The organism is Pseudoalteromonas sp. SMS1 (assembly GCF_021530565.1).
Taxonomy (GTDB): Bacteria; Pseudomonadota; Gammaproteobacteria; order Enterobacterales; family Alteromonadaceae; genus Pseudoalteromonas.
Genome location: NZ_JAKGBI010000005.1, coordinates 266,933 through 285,845 on the forward strand (window position 1 = coordinate 266,933; position 18,913 = coordinate 285,845).

The window sequence follows — 18,913 nt, forward strand, 5'->3', positions numbered from 1 at the left end:
TGACTTTCCCTGCTCTCACCAAGCTTAATTCATTGTTTTATTGTCAATAAATTGTGTCTAATCCATGCCTTTCAGTCCAAGCTTGCTTCCCACTACGTGCATACATGTATACGGTTACTTGGAGAAAAACACACGACATACTACGCATCCCTGTGTATCGCTCTTATCTCAGCAATCCATTGCCTAGATCGAACATAAAATGGGTTACCCATATACGGACAGTTTGGCCACCCTCCCGTTCCCATACAATTCGCCCTAAAACTGGTCAATGCAATAAAAAGTAGGGAAGAGCAATACAGTTAGCAACATTAGAAAATATGAGCTTTTATAACCACACAACCACCAGTTATAGCACCTCATCCGCAAGAAAATGTATTTGCTAACGGGCACCAAACTTAGCAATTAGCATGGGAATTTTTCTTACCAGATAAAAACAAAGAAAAACACAAAAAATCATTAAATTAATAAGTTACAACTTTTCAGGCATGGTTAGGGAGCACGATGAATTAATTAATTTTGAACTTTTTATGTTTCTGTTAGGCGTGTGATTAAAGTCTAAAAAACCAACACGCCACAAAAACAAAACGAAATTAAGTGTGCGCTTTTCCATTGTAAAAGAGCACCGTAGGGTCAGAATAATTTGGTACATCATCATAGCTAAATACCGCATAGTATTTGTCTAAGTTCGGATTACCAAAGTTGTCCAATGTATATTCATCCTTACCACCATACAACTTGACTCCATCAAAAGGAGAGCGCGGGGGATGAAAACGGTTACGCACCACAAAACAACCTACAAAATCTTCATCATCAGGATTTTGCCATGTCAATTTCACAACCCCCCCTTCAACTTGGGCCACCAATGATTGAGGGGCATCTAATGGGTGTTTGCGACGATTAATGTAGCCAATTTTTAATTCCCCAGGGTGTTGATCCTGGCAAGCTGTCCAATTGACTAATGCGTTTGTCGCTTGCGATTCTGAAGTCGCACGTATAATAAAGTAAAATGGTGAATGCGCCTGATGAAGCCGCTCTAAGGCTTGTAAACTGTAACTGTCGAAAATAAAGTGGTGTTCAGCACGCTCTTTAAGCTGCTCATTGCTCACCTCATAGCCAATATATTCTATTTTCTGTCTTTGCTTTACTGCTTGAAAGTCGACATCCTGTAGCTCGACCAACTCAATGGTAAAACGCACATCTTTGGCACTGGCAATGCTATTGCAGCTGCGCAGTGTCAGGCATGCATGTGTAAACACCGTTTTTTCAATGGGTAAATCTGCATTCAGAGCAAATGCCATTTGACCATATACGATTTCTCCCGCCTCATCGAAACCTGATGCCAATCGGTTTTCAGCAACATGTTCTTTAAAAATGGTATTGCATCGTGTTGGACTCAGCGTGAGTAGCTTTTCAGGCACTTGGTATACCAGTTCCAAGTTCGGCCGATAGTGCAAACCACTACCAAATGGGCCGTATCCGATGTCAAATTGCATCACTTGCGAGTCGTTACCAAGAGGTAAAGTTTTCGGCCCTTGCAGTCGTAGTAAGAGCGAATTTTTTGCCACCAGCTCTGTAAGCAACGTTCTTTCCACACCATTAAATAACCATTTCATCCAGATCCCTTGGGTCACTTTATCTGACTCAAAAGTCTGTCCTAGGGTGTGCAAAGGTTTCGCTTCACTCACTTCTTTAAAATCATAAAGATCAGTAATGCTCTGCGCATCCAAGATAGCAACGGACCATTCTCCATATTTTTCTATCTTGGCGGCCACGCGATTCATCGGATACAAGAAGAATTCAGCCCGTTCGATTTGAGCACCACTTTCCAAGCTACTCAAGTCAAACTGCACGACGCCTATACTCACACCGCGTTTCTTATCAACGCCAATGAACATGGAGTTATAACCAAAATGCTCTTTATTTTTGCTTAAGTAGTTTTCAGACAAATAGCCAACCACCTCCTTTGAAGGAAACAGCGTACGCGCACTTTGGTGACGCGCCAAATGGGTTTTAAGTCTCAACTCTGGACTAAATGGCGACTTAATTTTGGTCACCTTGTCTACGGCGCGAATGTTGTAAAAATAGCTTTGCCCGCTATTCAATTGAGAATCTGTAAAAGACAAAGATTTCGTAATCGCAATCAGACTTTCTTCCCCGCAGGGACTCTTATTATTTTCACTTCGATACAATTCAAAATAGATGTCATCTCTTTCTGCATACTCCCATTCCAATTCAACCCCCTCATGATCCACTGACTTAATCGTAAAATTAGCCACTCTTTGTGGTGCAAGTGGTGAGTAGTTAATGGCTTCACTCAATGCGTGCAACACAGCAGGAATATTCTCAGCCACACTTTCTGACATGTTTTTCATGTAGTCAGGAATATTTCGTGTGCCGACTTCAACGACTGTTGCAATAATGCCCTTGCGATAATAGTACTCACGGCCACTGCCATGAATAAGCTGAGCTGGCGGCTTGCCACGATGAATGCCATACTGCCGACCAGTTACTTTTTTAATTTCATGGTTCATATTGGCGCACAAGATATTCAGATCTGCACCTTCAATTTCAACTTCGTGATTAAACTTATGGGCAGGGAAAAACACATTACCTTGAGAGTGATAATCAAGCGCAATACGAATATTGTCATGACTTTGTACAAAGTCTCGGATAGCACACGTTTCAGGTTCAGAAAATGCATGTGGGCCACCGTAGGTATTGGACCCTGTATTTTGATTACGCATAAACTTTGCATCAAAATTACGATTCAAATCGACCCCAAAAGTGCCATCGCCATTGTTACGACGATTTTTACGCCAAAACGAAAAGTGATTGCGTGAATACTCAAACCCATCAGGATTTAAGCAGGGCACCATATACAGCGTGTTACGTGTAAGTGCGGTCTGTAACTTAGGGTTAAATCTATAATTATCAATTACATACTCAATAAACTTGAGTGCCAACTCATTACCAATCCACTCTCGAGCATGGATCGAACCTGTATATAAAAGTGCCGGCTTATCATCTGCATAGGTAACATCCAATGACACCGTCACCAACATAATCGGTCGCCCTTCCCAAGTCTCTCCAATGCTTTGCAAGCGTATTAAATGTGGATGTGCATTCATGGCGCATTGCAGCGCATCGATGGTGTCTTGGTAAGAAGCGTATTGAATTTTCATCTAGGTTGGCTCTCAGTCTCGCTCAAAGCGACAGCTTCTGGCTGCCGCTTTGATTAATTACAGGGGTTAAAAGGCTAGTGGATATGCGCTACGTGGCTTTGCCAATACTCGACAATTTTTTCGAGTTTTTTATCTTTGAGGTTTTTTACAACACACAGCTTTTGCGGATCGGTATTGAGCGCTTCAACAACACCATGGGCACCAAATGTGGACATAATATCGTCTAACATTTTTTCCCCAATACCTTTCACATTGTTTAAGATTGCACGGATCTGCTCTTCATCAAAAGTCGGTGCCTGATAACTGTTTAAATCACTCCCTGACTCATCGCTAGCAGGTATTGGCTGTAACATTTTTGCTTCGACCGTTTTTGCTCTAAATACAAAATTATCTTGCAAGTTCCATATCTCACTTGGCCATTCTTCACCGTGTTTTAGCTGCGTATCCAGAATAGGAAAGTGTTGTTCATCCATTTGACTGAACACCTCTCCAACATCTTGGCTCGGTATGTAAGCTGAAAACCCGATATGACGCATAGTGCGTAACATACGCGAATCAATTTTGCCGAGCTCTTCCCAGTTATAGAGCGGGATCGTTGGCTTTCTGAAGTAGCCATGCGATAACAACCACATTAGATACTGACCAATCCAATCTCGGATATAAGGAAACGCGGCAAACGCCGTCGCACACTCCAAAATACGCAGCTTGCCATCTTTACCTAACGCGATATCACAAGCCCAATATTCAGCATTGGCTGCTTTCGATGCCGCAGTCGCCAATTTGAGCACTGATTTAGGCACTGCTTGATAGTCCATGCTGCCCCCTTGGCTGGTATTTGTTAGCCATTCACCTTCCGGAGGACGACGCCAAAAAGCACAGACAGGCTTGTGTCCAATTAACATCACACGTATATCAGCTTCCATTGGCACAAAGTCTTGCACATATACAGGGTAATAACGCTTTTCACCAAGTAAACTCTTCGCTTCCTCAAAACTATCTACTTTATGCACAAAATAACCACCGTAGTTAGATGGACCATAAGAGCGCTTGATGATTTTGGGGTACTGTGCTGTAGACAAATACTGCTGCGCTTTTTCAGGAATATAGAAAATTTCGGTGTGTGGGGCTGGCAATTTATATTTGCGACAAAAATGCGTGACATTTTCTTTTGATTTATTTGAAAACTGGCTATCTAAAGACGGTAAAAAGCGCACATCTGGTAAAGCTCGTGCAATGTCCCTGAAGGTTTCATAGGCCGTTGCCGGGATATTCCCAATCAGGACATCTATTTTCTTGCGCTTTACTTCAGCAATAAAGCGCGCCTTATCATTACCCCAATGATAAACCACAGTCTCAATCTTATCGGGCCAACCTTTAAAATTAGACTTGTCGAAAAAGCGAAGTACATAATCTAAATACAATAATCCAATTTTTGGAAGTTTCGTTTGTGTTGTCATAGCATTAAGCCACCTTGACTGATTGGAAGGAAGTTTTCTTTGCCACTGTTTTTTCGATCAAATTGGCCATGGCTTGGATCTTTATTTGATTGAACATGATCCCAAGTTGTTCTTGTTCAGGTGTTGCAAATGCCGGAATGGTATTGACTTCGAGTACCACGTACTGCTCTCGCTCGCGATCATAGATCAGATCAACACCTGCGATTTCTAACCCCAGAGTCTCGGTTGCACGCAATGCTAACTCTACGACTTCATCATTGGCTTCTCGAACAAATACAGTGCCACCACTGGTTACATTGGTTTTCCAATCATCCTTGGGGGCTTTTCTACCGTAACATCCAACAAATTCACCATCGACAACGTCGACACGAAAATCTGTATTGTCGTAATTGATAAACCTTTCAACATAGAAATAGCGTAAATCGGTGCGACTTAAAAAAGGCATAATCATATCAAGGGCTTGTTCACCTTCAATTTTCACAATGCCAACGCCACCCCAGCCGTCAGTAGGTTTATAAACAAGCTTGCCACCAAAATCATGCAATGCAGCACGCAGTCCAGCCATATCATTTTTGTGACAAAGCCTATAATCCGGTGTACAAATACCATGGCTATTTAACAAATGAGCGGTGCGAAACTTATCTTCTGCCAAAGCAAATGCACGATAATTATTGAGCGTTGGGATCGTTTCATTCAACGTTTCATAAAGGTATAACTGATACTGAGTTTGCTGGCCCGCGTTGTAACTCAAAAACGCATCCAACTGCGCCATTGCCACCCCATTGCACTCAATACCGCCGTCTCGCGCTCTAGCATCACGTAAGTTGAGACCTGTACTGGCTAAGATCCCACGCTCGGCAAGCGCGTGCACCAATTGCTGTTCAATTTCTTTTCCTCCGCCATTTTCGTACATCCAAATCCCAACATGAGGCGCCTGCGATACGGCTGTCATAGAATATCTCCTTGGTTTTAAAATAGGTGCTTAATCTTTGAACTGTCACAGTAGTTAAGAACATCTGTGTGACAGTATTTTGATCCTTTTAATGATCTGAAAACTGTTCATAAAAGCTTCACTGAACTGCAACCGAAAAACGCCACGATGAGGCCAAACCTTAGCAGGGAGAAGATTAAGATGAATCTAGACTATGCAGAATTAGCAGAGTTAATACGCTGTAACTCACACAGTAAAAACAAAACAGGCGTAGATCGACATGGCGAGCAAATGATCGCGTTAATAGAACCAATGGGGTTTTCATTGACGCGTTATCAAAGAGAGCATATCGGTGATCACTTGTTCTTTCGTTCTGCTCGCGGCAGTGGCAAACGGATCCTGTTACTTGGACACTTAGACACGGTTTTCCCCGACGGCACATTTACAGAGTTTCAAGAAGATGACACCTATGTATACGGGCCTGGGGTGTGTGATATGAAAGGCGGCAATTGGGTTGCACTGAACGTCTTGAGAAACCTAAAAAGTCAGTTTGGTCAATTGGAAAATGTGGATTGGCTACTTGTCAGCGATGAAGAGATTGGCAGTGATGACAGCCAATCCCTAACCCAAAAAATTGCAAAGCATTATGATGCTTGTTTCGTCTTTGAAGCCGCCGGGAAAGATCATGAACTGGTTGTTGCACGAAAAGGCATCGCTACCTATCACATTACCGTCACGGGTAAACCTGCGCATGCAGGGAATCACTATCGAGATGGGATTGATGCTAATTTCGCCATGGCCAATATGTTAATTGAAATGACCTCATTAACCGACCTTAAAAAAGGCAGCACTGTCAACGTGGGAAAAGTACAGGGTGGCATTGGTGCCAATACGATTTCAGGTAAAGCGACTTTGCAAGTTGAGGCAAGATTTACCAATCAAGCGGAGCAACTGCGTTTATTGGAAGGCATCGAGAACATCTGTATGGCAATTGAGATCACGGGTGTCACAGTCGATATTCAAGGTGGTTTACAGCGTACCGTCATGGCCCCCACCGAAGCGCAGCAAACGCTGTTACGCTCAATCAATGAGATTCTTGGCCAGAGTTTACCTGTTGAACATCGCGGCGGGGTGTCTGATGCAAATACCGCCGCTTCAACAGGTACCGCAACGTTGGACGGCTTTGGGCCCTATGGAGACGGTGACCATACGATGAATGAACGCGCGCTAAAATCAAGTTTTGAGCTTCGTATTCAGCAGATGACCGCAATTCTATCGCATCTATGTTACCGCCCGCAACAGGTCAAACACACTGTCGGGCATGTGTAATATGAAGCTGTCAGCGCTGGCACTTTTTACAATAAATTGTGCTGCGTTGACCTAACCGAATCTCCTGTAATTCGGCACCACACTGCACACAAGGCTCACCTTTTCTGCCATATACCAACAACTCTTGCGCAAAGTATCCGGGCTTGCCATCACTTTGTGCAAAATCTTTTAGCGTTGTACCGCCTTGCAATATTGCGGCAGCTAGCGTGTCTTTAATAATCGGTGTCAATTTTTGGTAACGCGCCAGAGAAATTTTACCCGCTTCTCGTTTCGGGTGAATGCCCGCTTTGAATAAGGACTCATTGGCATAAATATTACCCACACCAACGACGACATGGTTATCCATGATAAACTGCTTCACTGCCACCTTTTTACCCCGGCTGCATTCGTAGAGGTGCTTGGCATCAAAATCATCTGTCAGCGGTTCCGGCCCCAGCTTAGCAAAAACTGTATGTGCTTCACCGGGCGATTGCCATAAAAACGCCCCAAATCGACGCGGATCATTCAGTCTTAATGCCAGTCCATTGTCGAAAAGCAATTCGACGTGATCATGTTTTTTCAATGGCTCTGACTGCTCGACAACACGCAAACTGCCTGACATACCCAAATGCAAAATGGCACTGCCCACCTTGCTTTCTAATAAAAGGTACTTAGCTCTGCGATGCACTGCGTCAATTGTTTTTCCGCACAATCGCTGCACATCTTCAGGCACTGGCCAACGTAAACGCCCGTTGTGTATACGTACTTCCGTAACCACTTTTTGTTTAATGTGGGGCTCAATCCCCTGTCGACTGACTTCGACCTCTGGTAATTCAGGCATAACTACACTTCTATCGGTTTAAATAATTGCCGTGCTTGCTGCGCGCTCAATTGCAACCAGCGTTGGCTGCGTTTGGCAAACAGTACGTAGTACCCATTTACTTGATATAGCTGGTAACTGAGTGGAAGTTCTTCTGCAGCTAACCAAAATGTCGCCACAGATACCGCTTGCTCAGCACTCACCTGTGGAGGGCTGATCATCTCTAATTCACTGCTTTGCCAAAGCGTAACAATGTCGACCAAGTCTTGCTCGGTGTAAACTTGCTGACCATCACTGGGGAGCTCGGATTCTATACGCCATGATGTCCCAATACGTTCAATTTTGACGCCGGGATATGCCAATGCCAATACAAAACTTTGCTCTGGCAATACCAATACACTGCCCAATTCTTCCTCTGACGGGTTTAACTTGTGATGTAGTCCATTTAAGAAAAAGATCATGATGAGCATGGAAAAGATCACTACATTGTTCCATGCTTTTCGGCTCAACCCCATACAAGCTCCAATGGTACTCATTGTGATGTTATTTAGATCACTCTACTATACCTTACTCTGGGTATGACAACAGCCGAAAGCTGCAAAAAACCCTACGTTTTATAGCAGTATCCAAATAGGTAAGACTATTTGTTAAGATCCAAAATACCGGTTTGATGCTGTATTAATGTACTTAATTTTTGCTAAAATAGATGCCAAAATTTTTTGAGGAGTCCGTCAATGGCAATATATGTAGTGGGTCATAAAATCCCAGATTCAGATTCAATTTGTGGTGCAATCGCACTTGCTTACCTTAAAAACCAAATCGGTGAAGAAGCAATCCCGACACGTCTAGGGGATGTATCGCCAGAAACACAATTTATTCTGGATCGTTTTGGCTTTGAAGCGCCAGAGCTAAAAATGAGCTACGCTGGCGAAGATGTATATATTGTCGACCATACCGAAAAGACGCAAGCACCTGACGACATTGATGAAGCAACGGTTGTTGGTGTTGTGGACCACCACAAATTAGGCGACCTAACAACATCTACCCCACTTGAGTGTTGGATCCGTCCTGTAGGCTGTAGTAACACGATTATCAAGATGATGTACGACTTCTACAGTGTTGAGATCCCTAAAGACATCGCAGGTCTTATGCTAGGCGCGATTCTATCTGACACCGTCATCTTCAAGTCTCCAACGTGTACCACAGCAGACATAAAGTGTGTTGAAGTACTGGCTGAAATCGCAGGAATCGAAGATTATAAAGCGTTCGGTATGGAGATGTTTAAAGTGAAGTCAGCGGTTGAAGGCACACCTGCACGTGACTTGGTTATGCGTGACTTTAAAGACTTCAATATGAATGGTAACTTAGTTGGTATTGGTCAATTAGAAGTTATTGATCTAGCAGTATTTGACGAAATCAAAGCGGATCTGGAAGCTGACATCGCCAAACTAAAAGAAGAAGGTGGTCGTCACTCTGTGCTATTGCTGCTTACAGATATTATGAAAGAAGGTTCTCAAATGCTGATCGCTTCCGATAATGAAGGCATCATTGAACAAGCATACGGTCAAGCCCCTGAACAAAGTCGAGTATGGCTTGACGGTGTACTGAGCCGTAAAAAGCAAGTCGTTCCGCCGCTGCAAGACGCATTTGCATAAGCGTTGAAAAAGCCGGGGTTTCTCCGGCTTTATTATTTTATGCACATGCAACCAGGGGTTTTCGCTATTTATACCGGCGTGATAGACACAGCCCCCCATCAGCATCATCAAATTCAAATAACACTACCGCAGGTAAGCTGTGTATTAGAAGATGTTGATGGTACGTTGAACTGTGCACATATCATTCCTAGTAATCATACTCACCAACTTAAAATGGAAGCGGGCTGGATAATACTCGTCGAGCCTCACTCAGACTTGGGACAGCAATTATATCAACGTTATTCATCTACCCAAGTGAGTCCATTACATAACCTACCCACATTGGATCATAATGCATCTATGGCGGCCTTATTGGCGCGATTAGGGATAGAAAATGGTCTGGGGCATACTGCGCTCGATCCGCGCATTGCCCAACTCGTGACACAGCTTGATAACAGCCTCAAAAATGCGATTCAACTAGAGCCAACATATTGGCGTGCAAGCAAGGTTGCAGCTCAAATGCATTTATCTGAAAGCCGTTTTTTACACCTATTTCGCGCTCACATGGGCATTGCTTGGCGGCCTTACTTAATGTGGAGACGCCTAATTTGTGCCATAGGCTATTTGCAACAGCAGCAAAGCATTACAATGGCTGCTACGTACGCGGGTTTTTCAGACTCGGCACACTTTAGTCGCAGCTTTAAAAAACAATTTGGACTCAATCCAAAAACAGCCTTAAAGCAGGTTAAGCGATAAATAACATGTGTGTTTAAAATTTTGACAATAAAAAACCCAGCACATGGCTGGGTTTTTTGAATCCAAAAAGCAAAATTATTTGATTTTCGCTTCTTTGAAGATCACGTGCTTACGTACTTTAGGATCGTACTTTTTGATCTCCATTTTTTCAGGCATGTTACGCTTGTTCTTGTCGGTAGTGTAGAAATAACCAGTACCAGCAGTTGAAACTAAACGGATCTTATCACGCATGATTTAAGCTCCTTATACTTTTTCGCCGCGAGCACGGATATCTACTAATACCGCGTCGATGCCTTTTTTATCGATAATACGCATACCTTTAGTAGTAGTGCGTAGAGTAACGAAACGCTTTTCGCTTTCAACCCAGAAACGGTGTGTTTGTAGGTTAGGTAGGAAACGACGCTTAGTTGCGTTGCGCGCGTGTGAACGGTTGTTACCAACAACCGGGCGCTTACCTGTAACTTGACAGACTTTAGACATGTCTATGTATCTCCAATAACTTCGCTCGAGCTTAATTTCCCCTTAGGCCTTACACTGGTGTGCCCCGGGTAAAATCAAAGGGCGCTCTTTATACAGCATCTGCAGGCAGAGATCAAGGATCTGATGATATCCTAGTCAGCTCATGGGTAAATTTGATAGCGGCCAATTATAATGATCATGGGGCCATGTGGAAAGTAAAAACTGCATTTAAATTAAACTATTTTATAATTTTTAGGCGAAATAATGGGTTGCGGACTAAAAATCACACACAAAGTGCCTACAGTAACCCCATTTGTGCAAATGAAACGTGCCGATTTCCAGCCACAATGATGTGATCTAACACTTTGATATCTAAAAGTGACAGCGCTTTTTGCAGTTTCTCTGTCAAAACTTTATCTGCACAACTCGGTTCACAAATACCGGAAGGGTGATTATGTGCAAAAATAATCCCTGCCGCGTTGTGCTTTAATGCCGCTTTAATCACTTCTCGCGGATACACCGAAGCCGCGTTAATCGTGCCATTAAATAACACTTCGTCTGTGATAAGTTGATTCTGGCTATCAAGATAAAGTGCCATAAACACCTCATGCTCAAGCCCTTTTAACTGAATACAGAGGTAATCATAGACCCGTTTGGGGTTATCAAAACAGACTTCGCGGCAACATCCCTCTTTGAGATAGCGCTTGCACAGCTCTAAAACAGCTTGAAATTGCACATATTTCGCGTCACCCACGCCCTTTAATTTTACCAAATCGTGTTGAGAGCTATTAAATAATCGTTGTAACGAACCACTTTGTAGTAAAAGTGACTCAGCCAGTTCAATGGCATTCATTCCTGTTACGCCGGTGCGTATAAATATTGCTAAAAGCTCTGCGTCGGTTAAGGATGTTGGTCCCAAAGTCAGTAACTTTTCTCTGGGCCTAGATTGCTTGGGTAGCGCATTTATTTGCATATCAACTCCTTTGAAGCGGTTTCCTTTTGAAGTGCAGCACCATATTTATCACTTATGATGATAAAAAAACCGCCCACTAGGTGCACAATTATTCAATTTGCCCAAGCTTGGTATATGAACATTTCAAAACTGCCTATGGGCTATGATATCTTAGGGGCTGTTTGAGTCGTGAGAATTGTGAAATGAACTTATCTGGCAAAAGAATTGTGTTAGGGATCAGCGGTGGGATTGCCGCATATAAATGTGCAGAGTTAGTTAGGCGCCTAAAAGAACGTCAATGCGAAGTCAAAGTTGTAATGACGGACTCGGCCAAACACTTCATTACCCCCCTCACTATGCAAGCCGTTTCTGGCGAGCCTGTATCAGATTCCTTGCTAGATCCAAATGCAGAAGCTGCCATGGGTCACATTGAGTTTGCCAAGTGGGCTGACTTAATCCTTGTCGCACCAGCAACCAGTAACGTCATTGCCAAAATGGCCGCAGGTATCGCCGACGACCTAATCACCACGCTACTATTGGCAACGCCCGCTAAAGTGGCCATCGCGCCCGCGATGAATCAACAAATGTATGCTCATCCTGCGACACAGCGTAATTTGGCTACGCTCGCGCGTGACGGCATTGAAATTTGGGGACCAGGGCAAGGTGAGCAAGCATGTGGAGACATCGGCAAAGGCCGGATGCTTGAGCCTAATGACCTTGTTGAGCGGTGCATGACGGCACTCGTACCTGAGGAACAACCCCTGAAGGGGAAAGTCGTCACAATCACGGCAGGTCCCACTAGAGAAGCGCTCGATCCCGTACGTTATATTAGCAACCACAGCTCTGGAAAAATGGGCTATGGACTTGCCGAAGCGGCAGTTAAAATGGGGGCGACCGTTCATTTAATATCAGGTCCTGTAAAGCTCAGTGCACCATCTGGGGTGTGTGTCAGTCACGTCAATAGTGCGGTAGAAATGTGTGATGAAGCACTTCGTTTAGCCATCGTGTCAGATATTTTTATTGGCTGTGCCGCAGTTGCGGACTACCGAGCTGCGGATGTTGCGGCACAAAAAATCAAAAAACAGGGCGATGAAATGACCCTAACTTTGGTAAAAAACCCCGACATCATTGCCCAAGTTGCTTCTTTATCTCAAAACCGACCTTACACTGTAGGCTTTGCAGCTGAAACCCAAGATGTTGAACAATACGCAAAGGGCAAACTGAAGAATAAAAAACTCGATATGATTTGTGCCAATGATGTATCACAAGAAGGGCTTGGTTTTAACTCAGATAACAATGCCTTAACGTTATTTTGGCAAGATAATCAGATTTCTTTGCCAGCTTCCAGCAAAAGAGAGTTAGCACTTACTGTCATTAAAGCGATTGCAAGTAAACTTGATTGAGTTGATGTTAAAAGGCTGGAAAGAAGCTGAATAAAACATTAACATAGGCCTTTACTTAGTATGGACCTAATAAAAATACACCATACAGACCAGAATAACGATAATTATTAAAGGAAAGTTCATGCCAGCGACCAAACGCAGTAATCGCAAAGAGCAAATTCTTCAATCTCTTGCGCAAATGCTTGAAACTAGCCCAGGTCAAAGAATCACCACTGCAAAGCTAGCCGCTGAAGTTGGAGTCTCTGAAGCAGCCTTATATCGCCATTTCCCGAGTAAAGCACGCATGTTTGAAGGGCTTATTGAGTTTATTGAAGATACGTTACTTTCTCGTATTAACTTAATTTTAGAAAATGAAAAAGATACACAAAGCCGTGTCTATAATATTTTAACGCTACTTTTGACCTTCTCTGAGAAAAACCCTGGTATTACCCGTATTTTGACTGGTGATGCACTACAAGGCGAACAAGAGCGCTTGAGAGAACGTGTACAAAGCCTATTCGAAAAACTTGAAACCCAGTTTAAACAGGTGCTTAGGGAAAGAAAGTTACGTGAAGGCAAAACGTTTAATATTGACGAGGCTGCACTTGCGAATCTTTTTCTTGCGCATGTCGAAGGGAAAATGAACCAGTTTGTTCGCAGTGACTTCAAGGCCAAACCGACAACGACTTTTGTTACTCAATGGCAAGAGCTACAACGGATTTGGTTGTAAAGAAGCGGTGAAAGCCGCTTTTATCGATTTTTCACTTCCACACAACGCAGCTTGATTTTGTTTATCTGATAAAAGTGTTACAAAGACACAACGTGATAAAACAACAACAGATAAAACCATGAAGCTTGCATACTCGCTCGTCGCAGCAGCTTTGTTTTCAGGCCAAGTTATGGCCAACAAAGCGCCATTAAAATTTGACGATGTTTTCGACTTTAAATACCCCCATGCAACAAAACTTGCAGAGGATGGGAAGTTTTTAGCTTTCAGTGCCACGCCTTATCGAGGAAACGCACAGGGTCAAGTTTATGATCTAACAAGTAACACCCTTATTGCCACCGTTGAACGGGGAACCAAAGCCCAAATCAATCGGTCGTCGACTTGGGTTGCCTTTACCCAAGTACCTACTTTATTGGAATCTGAAACAGCGACAAAAAAAGAACGCAAAAAACTGGCTAATAACTTAGTTTTGGTAAATACCACAACAGGTCAACAACAGCGTTTTGACAATGTTAAAGACTATCAATTGAGCGATGACGGTCGTTGGTTAGCCTATCGCGAAGATAATAAAAAAGAAGAAAAAAAAGACCAATCGACCCCAGAAAAAGCAGCAATAAAGGCTGATAAAAAAGACACACCGCTCACGTTAGTAGTATTAGATTTACAAACAAACCAAACGCAACGCCTTGAAAATGTCGTCGCATACGGACTCAGCCCCGCAGAATACGGTATATTATTTAGCCAGCACGATGCCATCACCGCGAACAATCAGGTGCAATATCTGGATTTAAACACGCAAGCTGTCGATTCGTTGTTTAATGAACCTGGCGTCACAGTGAGTGCGATTGCCTGGCACCCGTATTCAAGCATCGTCGCTTTCAACCTCGGTAACTACGTAAATGAAGACAAGCGCCGTCGTAGCTACGATGTGACACTTTGGGACGCAAACACCAATAAAATTACCAAAGTTCAAAACCCCAGTGGGTGGTACAGTGCAAAAACAGCCAAATTGAAATGGTCAGAACAAGGTCAAAGGCTGTACTTTGAAAATAGACCCGTATTGGAAGAGAAAGTTGACGTTCGCAAATATAGTGATGAACCCTCGCTGCGACAATTCGATACCATCCGGGCACAGTCAGGACTAAAGCTGTGGCACAATCACGACCCTGAAATCAAACCACGTGAACAGCACACTTGGAAAACAACCAATCGCGACCGCCAATATCAAGCGGTCTATCATATTGAATCTCAGAAAGTCGTACAGTTAGCGGATGAAACCGTTCGCGATGTGACACTCAATACTGAAGCTGACTTTATTTTGGGCCGCAACAATCAGCCTTATCTGAAAAAGATCATGTACGATGGTTTTTATTCAGATTACTACGCCGTTAAAGTAAGTACTGGTGCAAAAGGCTATATTGTGAAAGACAGCCCAAACCGCCCTAGTCTGTCACCCTCAGGGCGACATGCAGCTTACTTTTTGAATGATCAACTTTGGCTCAAAGACCTGCACGAGCAAAAAGAGCATGCGGTAAGTAAAGCTGTGCGTGACGCCATTTTTGCCGACGACAAACACGATTATCCAGAACCGAACCCTGGCTATGGGTTTGCAGGTTGGCAACTGGATGGCAGTACACTCTATGCCTACAGTAAATATGATATTTGGGCGTTTGATAGTCATACTGGCCAAGCCAAAAGGCTGACACAAGGTAAAGAGAGTAATACACAATATCGTGTTATTAAACTGGATAATAAGCAGGTAGGATTCGATGCTGACGAAACACTTTTCTTATCGGCACATAACTTACAGAATAAGCAAACTCACATTGCCACGCTCAATCTAAAATCAGGCTCGCTCAAAACAGTTTTAAAAGGCGCTGCGCGTTTTGATTTGGTGAAAAAAGCAAAACAGGCTGACAAGCTGATATTCACCCAACAAACATATCATCAATTCCCCGACTTTTGGCAGACGACAAGTCAATTTAGTGCACCGCAAAAAATCACAAACTTGAACCCACAAGTTGCCAATTTTGCGTGGGGTCAAAAACCTGAGTTGGTGCAATACGAAGGCTATAATGGTGAACCATTGCAAGGGGTGCTGATTAAACCTGCTGATTACACACCAGGTCAAAAGTTACCTGTGGTTATCTATTTTTACCGTTACATGAGTCAGCGCATGTATGACTTCCCTAAAATGGAGTTAAATCATAGACCAAACTTCCCAATGTTCACATCTAACGGATACGCTATTTTCCTACCAGATATTCGTTTTGAAATTGGCAAACCAGGCCCTTCTTCAACGCAAACGCTGATCAATGCAACACAGAAATTAATTGATATGGGCGTTGCAGATAAAAACCAAATAGGCCTACAAGGGCACTCTTGGGCCGGGTACCAAAGTGCCTTCGCAGTTACTCAGACAGATATGTTCAAGGCGGTTGTCTCAGGGGCTCCAGTATCAAATATGACATCAGCATACAGTGGTATCAGACTCAAAACTGGGTTGGCCAGACAATTCCAATACGAATCTGGACAGAGTCGCATTGGGCAACCGCTGACAGCTGCACCAGATCTATACATTGAGAATTCACCCGTGTTTTTCGCAGATAAAGTCAACACCCCAATTCTACTTATGTTTGGTGATAAAGATGGCGCAGTTCCCTGGCAAGAAGGTATTCAATACTACTTAGCCCTGCGCCGTCATGACAAAGATGCGATTTTCCTGCAGTACGAAGGAGAACCTCATCACTTGAAAAAGTTTCCAAATCAAGTCGATTTCTCTGTCAGAATGATGGAATATTTTGATCATTATTTGCGTGGCATGCCGGCTGCGCAGTGGATAAAGTCAGGCAAACCTCATCGTCCTGAAGAGTAAACCATAAAAAAAGCCGCTGTTAACAGCGGCTTTTTTATTAATGGTGAGTTGGTTTTTTCTTATTTGGCTTACGCTTATTTTTGCCAACTCGAGGTTTGGTATTAGCCTGATTAAACTGGCTAAAGCCTGTATGCTTAGTCAATGCTTTGTTACTTCGCTTACTTGCCCCTTTATTATGCCGCTCTCGACTATTTTCCTCTGGCACTAAGCACTCAGGGCCGCGTCCAATGAGGTGCGCTTTCCCCATCTCCTTTAGTGCTTCACGGATAATCGGCCACCCTGCCGGATCATGATATCGCAAAATAGCTTTGTGTAACCGACGTTGACGAGCGCCTTTGGGCACAGGTACTTGCTCATGGTTATTTTTAATATTGCGCAGCGAGTTCATCTCGGTGTGATAGATCGTTGTGGCATTTGCCATTGGTGACGGGTAGAAATTTTGCACCTGATCTAATTTAAAGTCGTGCGCTTTAAGCCATAGTGCCATATTCACCATATCCTCGTTTGTCGTACCCGGGTGTGCTGATATGAAATAAGGGATTAAATACTGTTTTTTACCTGCCTCTTTTGAGTACTTGTCGAACAGTTCTTTGAATTTGTCATACGTCCCCATTCCTGGTTTCATCATTTTAGACAACGGCCCTGTTTCGGTATGTTCGGGCGCGATTTTAAGATAGCCACCAACATGATGAGACACTAGCTCTTTCACATAGCGAGGATCTTCAATCGCCAAGTCATAACGTACACCTGATGCAATGAGGATTTTCTTAACACCTTCAACATCCCTTGCTTTGCGATATAACTCAATTGTCGGCGTATGATCTGTGTCCATATGCTTACAAATATCCGGATAAACACATGACAATCTGCGGCAAGTACTTTCTGCTTTTTTGCTTTTGCAACGCAACTTATACATATTGGCAGTGGGTCCACCTAAATCTGAGATGACCCCTGTAAAACCAGGCACTTTGTCACGAATTTGCTCAATTTCTTCAATGATTGATTCTTCTGAGCGACTTTGAATGATACGCCCTTCATGCTCAGTGATAGAGCAGAAACTACACCCCCCAAAACAACCCCGCATAATATTAACCGATGTTTTTATCATGTCATATGCAGGGATTTTATCTTCTCCGTAAACTGGATGTGGAATCCGTTGATAAGGCAAACCAAAGACGTGATCCATTTCGTCTGTTTCTAGTGGAAATGCAGGAGGGTTTACCCAAACGGAACGATCGCCATGACGTTGAAATAGCGCCCTCGCACACCCTGGGTTGGTCTCTTGGTGCAAAATGCGTGAGGCATGAGCATACAAAGGTTTATTAACACTTACTTGCTCGAATGCAGGCAACTTAACATAGACTTTTTCCCAAGGTTTTAACCGCGGAGGCTGTACGGTGATAGGCTTAGCCAAATCAGCCTTTAAATCGATGCCAGCTTTCGCAAATTCAGACTTGCTACACCCCATGTCATCAGCCCCATATGGGTTGGGAATTGGGTCTATTTTTCCAACTTTATCAATCGCGGTAGAGTCACTACCACGCCACCCTTCCAACGGCTGCTTTCGAATAACGGCAGTACCGCGCACATCTTGGATTGTTCCAATCGATTCACCATTGGCAATACGATGAGCCACCTCAACTAAGGGGCGCTCGGCATTGCCGTATATAAGGATATCGGCCTTCGCATCAAAAATAACACTACGGCGAACCTTTTCTTGCCAGTAATCATAATGCGCAATACGGCGTAAACTGGCTTCAATGCCTCCAATTATCACCGGTACATCTTTGTAGGCTTCTCGACATCTTTGACTATATACAACCACCGCACGATCGGGACGCTTCCCCCCAACATTGCCTGGTGTGTAAGCATCATCATGGCGAATACGCTTTTCTGCTGTGTAGCGGTTGATCATTGAGTCCATATTACCCGCGGTGACACCAAAGAACAGATTAGGTTTACCCATTGACTCAAATGCACGTTTATCAGACCAATCAGGTTGAGCAATAATCCCCACCCTAAACCCTTGAGCTTCTAACACTCGCCCAATCACGGCCATACCAAAACTCGGGTGATCAACGTATGCATCCCCAGTAACAATGATAATATCGCAACTATCCCAACCGAGCGCATCCATTTCTGCGCGGCATGTTGGCAAAAATGGGGCCGGACCAAAACATTCAGCCCAGTACTTTGGATAAGAAAATAGCGAACGCTCAGCTTGAAGCGGTGCAGCTTTAGAAGTTTGCATAGAGTGACGGCTCTGAGTAAAAAAGATCCAGATTATATCTTAAATGGGTAGAAAATTCCCAACACTAACTTTTTTTGAAAAAATCATTTTATAGCAAGCGCATACTAAAAATGAAATGTGTCTTCACTACCTGAGCATTCCCTTCACCTAAGACAGGTCTGCATGAGCGAAGTATAGGA

Annotated in this window: 15 protein-coding genes; 6 read left to right on the top strand and 9 right to left on the bottom strand. The window is 43.5% G+C overall.

Annotated features, from left to right (window positions below; translation table 11 throughout):
- Nucleotides 1-590 precede the first annotated feature (590 nt).
- The 3 genes from L1286_RS08615 to L1286_RS08625 form a co-directional block, all read right to left on the bottom strand.
- On the bottom strand, nucleotides 591-3,182 hold the full coding sequence (locus L1286_RS08615) for a M14 family zinc carboxypeptidase (RefSeq protein WP_235406486.1): 2,592 nt from the start codon (nucleotides 3,180-3,182) through the stop codon (nucleotides 591-593).
- A gap of 74 nt (nucleotides 3,183-3,256) precedes the next feature.
- A complete protein-coding gene (locus L1286_RS08620; RefSeq protein WP_235406487.1) occupies nucleotides 3,257-4,639 on the bottom strand; it encodes an ATP-grasp domain-containing protein in 1,383 nt (460 codons plus the stop codon).
- A gap of 4 nt (nucleotides 4,640-4,643) precedes the next feature.
- On the bottom strand, nucleotides 4,644-5,591 hold the full coding sequence (locus tag L1286_RS08625; protein ID WP_235406488.1) for an ATP-grasp domain-containing protein: 948 nt from the start codon (nucleotides 5,589-5,591) through the stop codon (nucleotides 4,644-4,646).
- Between the two features lie 180 nt (nucleotides 5,592-5,771).
- On the opposite strand from L1286_RS08625, the gene L1286_RS08630 reads away from it, so the two are divergent.
- Nucleotides 5,772-6,899, top strand: a complete 1,128-nt coding sequence (locus L1286_RS08630) for a M20 family metallopeptidase (protein ID WP_235406489.1) — start codon at nucleotides 5,772-5,774, stop codon at nucleotides 6,897-6,899.
- A gap of 10 nt (nucleotides 6,900-6,909) precedes the next feature.
- On the opposite strand, the gene mutM is transcribed toward L1286_RS08630, so the two are convergent.
- Complete coding sequence (gene mutM, locus L1286_RS08635) at nucleotides 6,910-7,719, bottom strand: bifunctional DNA-formamidopyrimidine glycosylase/DNA-(apurinic or apyrimidinic site) lyase (RefSeq protein ID WP_235406490.1); 810 nt, start codon at nucleotides 7,717-7,719, stop codon at nucleotides 6,910-6,912.
- Nucleotides 7,720-7,721: 2 nt separating this feature from the next.
- Nucleotides 7,722-8,213 carry a hypothetical protein gene (locus tag L1286_RS08640; protein WP_235406491.1) on the bottom strand — a complete coding sequence of 164 codons (492 nt, stop codon included), beginning with the start codon at nucleotides 8,211-8,213 and terminating at the stop codon, nucleotides 7,722-7,724.
- A 219-nt stretch (nucleotides 8,214-8,432) separates the two neighbouring features.
- On the opposite strand from L1286_RS08640, the gene L1286_RS08645 reads away from it, so the two are divergent.
- Complete coding sequence (locus L1286_RS08645; RefSeq protein WP_235406492.1) at nucleotides 8,433-9,353, top strand: manganese-dependent inorganic pyrophosphatase; 921 nt, start codon at nucleotides 8,433-8,435, stop codon at nucleotides 9,351-9,353.
- Between the two features lie 39 nt (nucleotides 9,354-9,392).
- The gene (locus L1286_RS08650; RefSeq protein WP_235406493.1) at nucleotides 9,393-10,088 is read left to right on the top strand and encodes a helix-turn-helix transcriptional regulator; all 696 of its coding nucleotides are present in this window, start codon (nucleotides 9,393-9,395) and stop codon (nucleotides 10,086-10,088) included.
- A gap of 75 nt (nucleotides 10,089-10,163) precedes the next feature.
- On the opposite strand, the gene rpmG is transcribed toward L1286_RS08650, so the two are convergent.
- The 3 genes from rpmG to radC form a co-directional block, all read right to left on the bottom strand.
- The gene (gene rpmG / locus L1286_RS08655; protein ID WP_005493124.1) at nucleotides 10,164-10,319 is read right to left on the bottom strand and encodes a 50S ribosomal protein L33; all 156 of its coding nucleotides are present in this window, start codon (nucleotides 10,317-10,319) and stop codon (nucleotides 10,164-10,166) included.
- A 12-nt stretch (nucleotides 10,320-10,331) separates the two neighbouring features.
- Complete coding sequence (gene rpmB / locus L1286_RS08660; RefSeq protein ID WP_023397288.1) at nucleotides 10,332-10,568, bottom strand: 50S ribosomal protein L28; 237 nt, start codon at nucleotides 10,566-10,568, stop codon at nucleotides 10,332-10,334.
- 277 nt (nucleotides 10,569-10,845) lie between these two features.
- The gene (gene radC, locus L1286_RS08665) at nucleotides 10,846-11,520 is read right to left on the bottom strand and encodes a RadC family protein (RefSeq protein WP_235406494.1); all 675 of its coding nucleotides are present in this window, start codon (nucleotides 11,518-11,520) and stop codon (nucleotides 10,846-10,848) included.
- Between the two features lie 182 nt (nucleotides 11,521-11,702).
- On the opposite strand from radC, the gene coaBC reads away from it, so the two are divergent.
- The 3 genes from coaBC to L1286_RS08680 all read left to right on the top strand — a co-directional run bounded on the left by coaBC (nucleotide 11,703) and on the right by L1286_RS08680 (nucleotide 16,483).
- Nucleotides 11,703-12,902 carry a bifunctional phosphopantothenoylcysteine decarboxylase/phosphopantothenate--cysteine ligase CoaBC gene (gene coaBC / locus L1286_RS08670; RefSeq protein ID WP_235406545.1) on the top strand — a complete coding sequence of 400 codons (1,200 nt, stop codon included), beginning with the start codon at nucleotides 11,703-11,705 and terminating at the stop codon, nucleotides 12,900-12,902.
- 121 nt (nucleotides 12,903-13,023) lie between these two features.
- Nucleotides 13,024-13,611: a nucleoid occlusion factor SlmA gene (gene slmA / locus L1286_RS08675; RefSeq protein WP_235406495.1), complete on the top strand. Its 588-nt coding sequence runs from the start codon at nucleotides 13,024-13,026 to the stop codon at nucleotides 13,609-13,611.
- A gap of 118 nt (nucleotides 13,612-13,729) precedes the next feature.
- Nucleotides 13,730-16,483 (top strand): alpha/beta hydrolase family protein, encoded by a 2,754-nt coding sequence (locus L1286_RS08680; RefSeq protein WP_235406496.1) that lies wholly within the window; start codon nucleotides 13,730-13,732, stop codon nucleotides 16,481-16,483.
- A gap of 37 nt (nucleotides 16,484-16,520) precedes the next feature.
- Here the strand turns inward: L1286_RS08680 and L1286_RS08685 are convergent, their stop codons facing one another.
- Nucleotides 16,521-18,734, bottom strand: coding sequence for a YgiQ family radical SAM protein (locus tag L1286_RS08685; RefSeq protein WP_235406497.1), 2,214 nt, complete (start codon nucleotides 18,732-18,734; stop codon nucleotides 16,521-16,523).
- Nucleotides 18,735-18,913 lie beyond the last annotated feature (179 nt).

What these genes read in the sequence shown, in the direction of transcription:
- L1286_RS08615 (WP_235406486.1), bottom strand. Translation starts at nt 3,182, where the DNA reads ATGAAAATTCAATACGCTTCTTACCAAGACACCATCGATGCGCTGCAA.
- L1286_RS08620 (WP_235406487.1), bottom strand. Translation starts at nt 4,639, where the DNA reads ATGACAACACAAACGAAACTTCCAAAAATTGGATTATTGTATTTAGAT.
- L1286_RS08625 (WP_235406488.1), bottom strand. Translation starts at nt 5,591, where the DNA reads ATGACAGCCGTATCGCAGGCGCCTCATGTTGGGATTTGGATGTACGAA.
- L1286_RS08630 (WP_235406489.1), top strand. Translation starts at nt 5,772, where the DNA reads ATGAATCTAGACTATGCAGAATTAGCAGAGTTAATACGCTGTAACTCA.
- mutM (WP_235406490.1), bottom strand. Translation starts at nt 7,719, where the DNA reads ATGCCTGAATTACCAGAGGTCGAAGTCAGTCGACAGGGGATTGAGCCC.
- L1286_RS08640 (WP_235406491.1), bottom strand. Translation starts at nt 8,213, where the DNA reads ATGGGGTTGAGCCGAAAAGCATGGAACAATGTAGTGATCTTTTCCATG.
- L1286_RS08645 (WP_235406492.1), top strand. Translation starts at nt 8,433, where the DNA reads ATGGCAATATATGTAGTGGGTCATAAAATCCCAGATTCAGATTCAATT.
- L1286_RS08650 (WP_235406493.1), top strand. Translation starts at nt 9,393, where the DNA reads ATGCACATGCAACCAGGGGTTTTCGCTATTTATACCGGCGTGATAGAC.
- rpmG (WP_005493124.1), bottom strand. Translation starts at nt 10,319, where the DNA reads ATGCGTGATAAGATCCGTTTAGTTTCAACTGCTGGTACTGGTTATTTC.
- rpmB (WP_023397288.1), bottom strand. Translation starts at nt 10,568, where the DNA reads ATGTCTAAAGTCTGTCAAGTTACAGGTAAGCGCCCGGTTGTTGGTAAC.
- radC (WP_235406494.1), bottom strand. Translation starts at nt 11,520, where the DNA reads ATGCAAATAAATGCGCTACCCAAGCAATCTAGGCCCAGAGAAAAGTTA.
- coaBC (WP_235406545.1), top strand. Translation starts at nt 11,703, where the DNA reads ATGAACTTATCTGGCAAAAGAATTGTGTTAGGGATCAGCGGTGGGATT.
- slmA (WP_235406495.1), top strand. Translation starts at nt 13,024, where the DNA reads ATGCCAGCGACCAAACGCAGTAATCGCAAAGAGCAAATTCTTCAATCT.
- L1286_RS08680 (WP_235406496.1), top strand. Translation starts at nt 13,730, where the DNA reads ATGAAGCTTGCATACTCGCTCGTCGCAGCAGCTTTGTTTTCAGGCCAA.
- L1286_RS08685 (WP_235406497.1), bottom strand. Translation starts at nt 18,734, where the DNA reads ATGCAAACTTCTAAAGCTGCACCGCTTCAAGCTGAGCGTTCGCTATTT.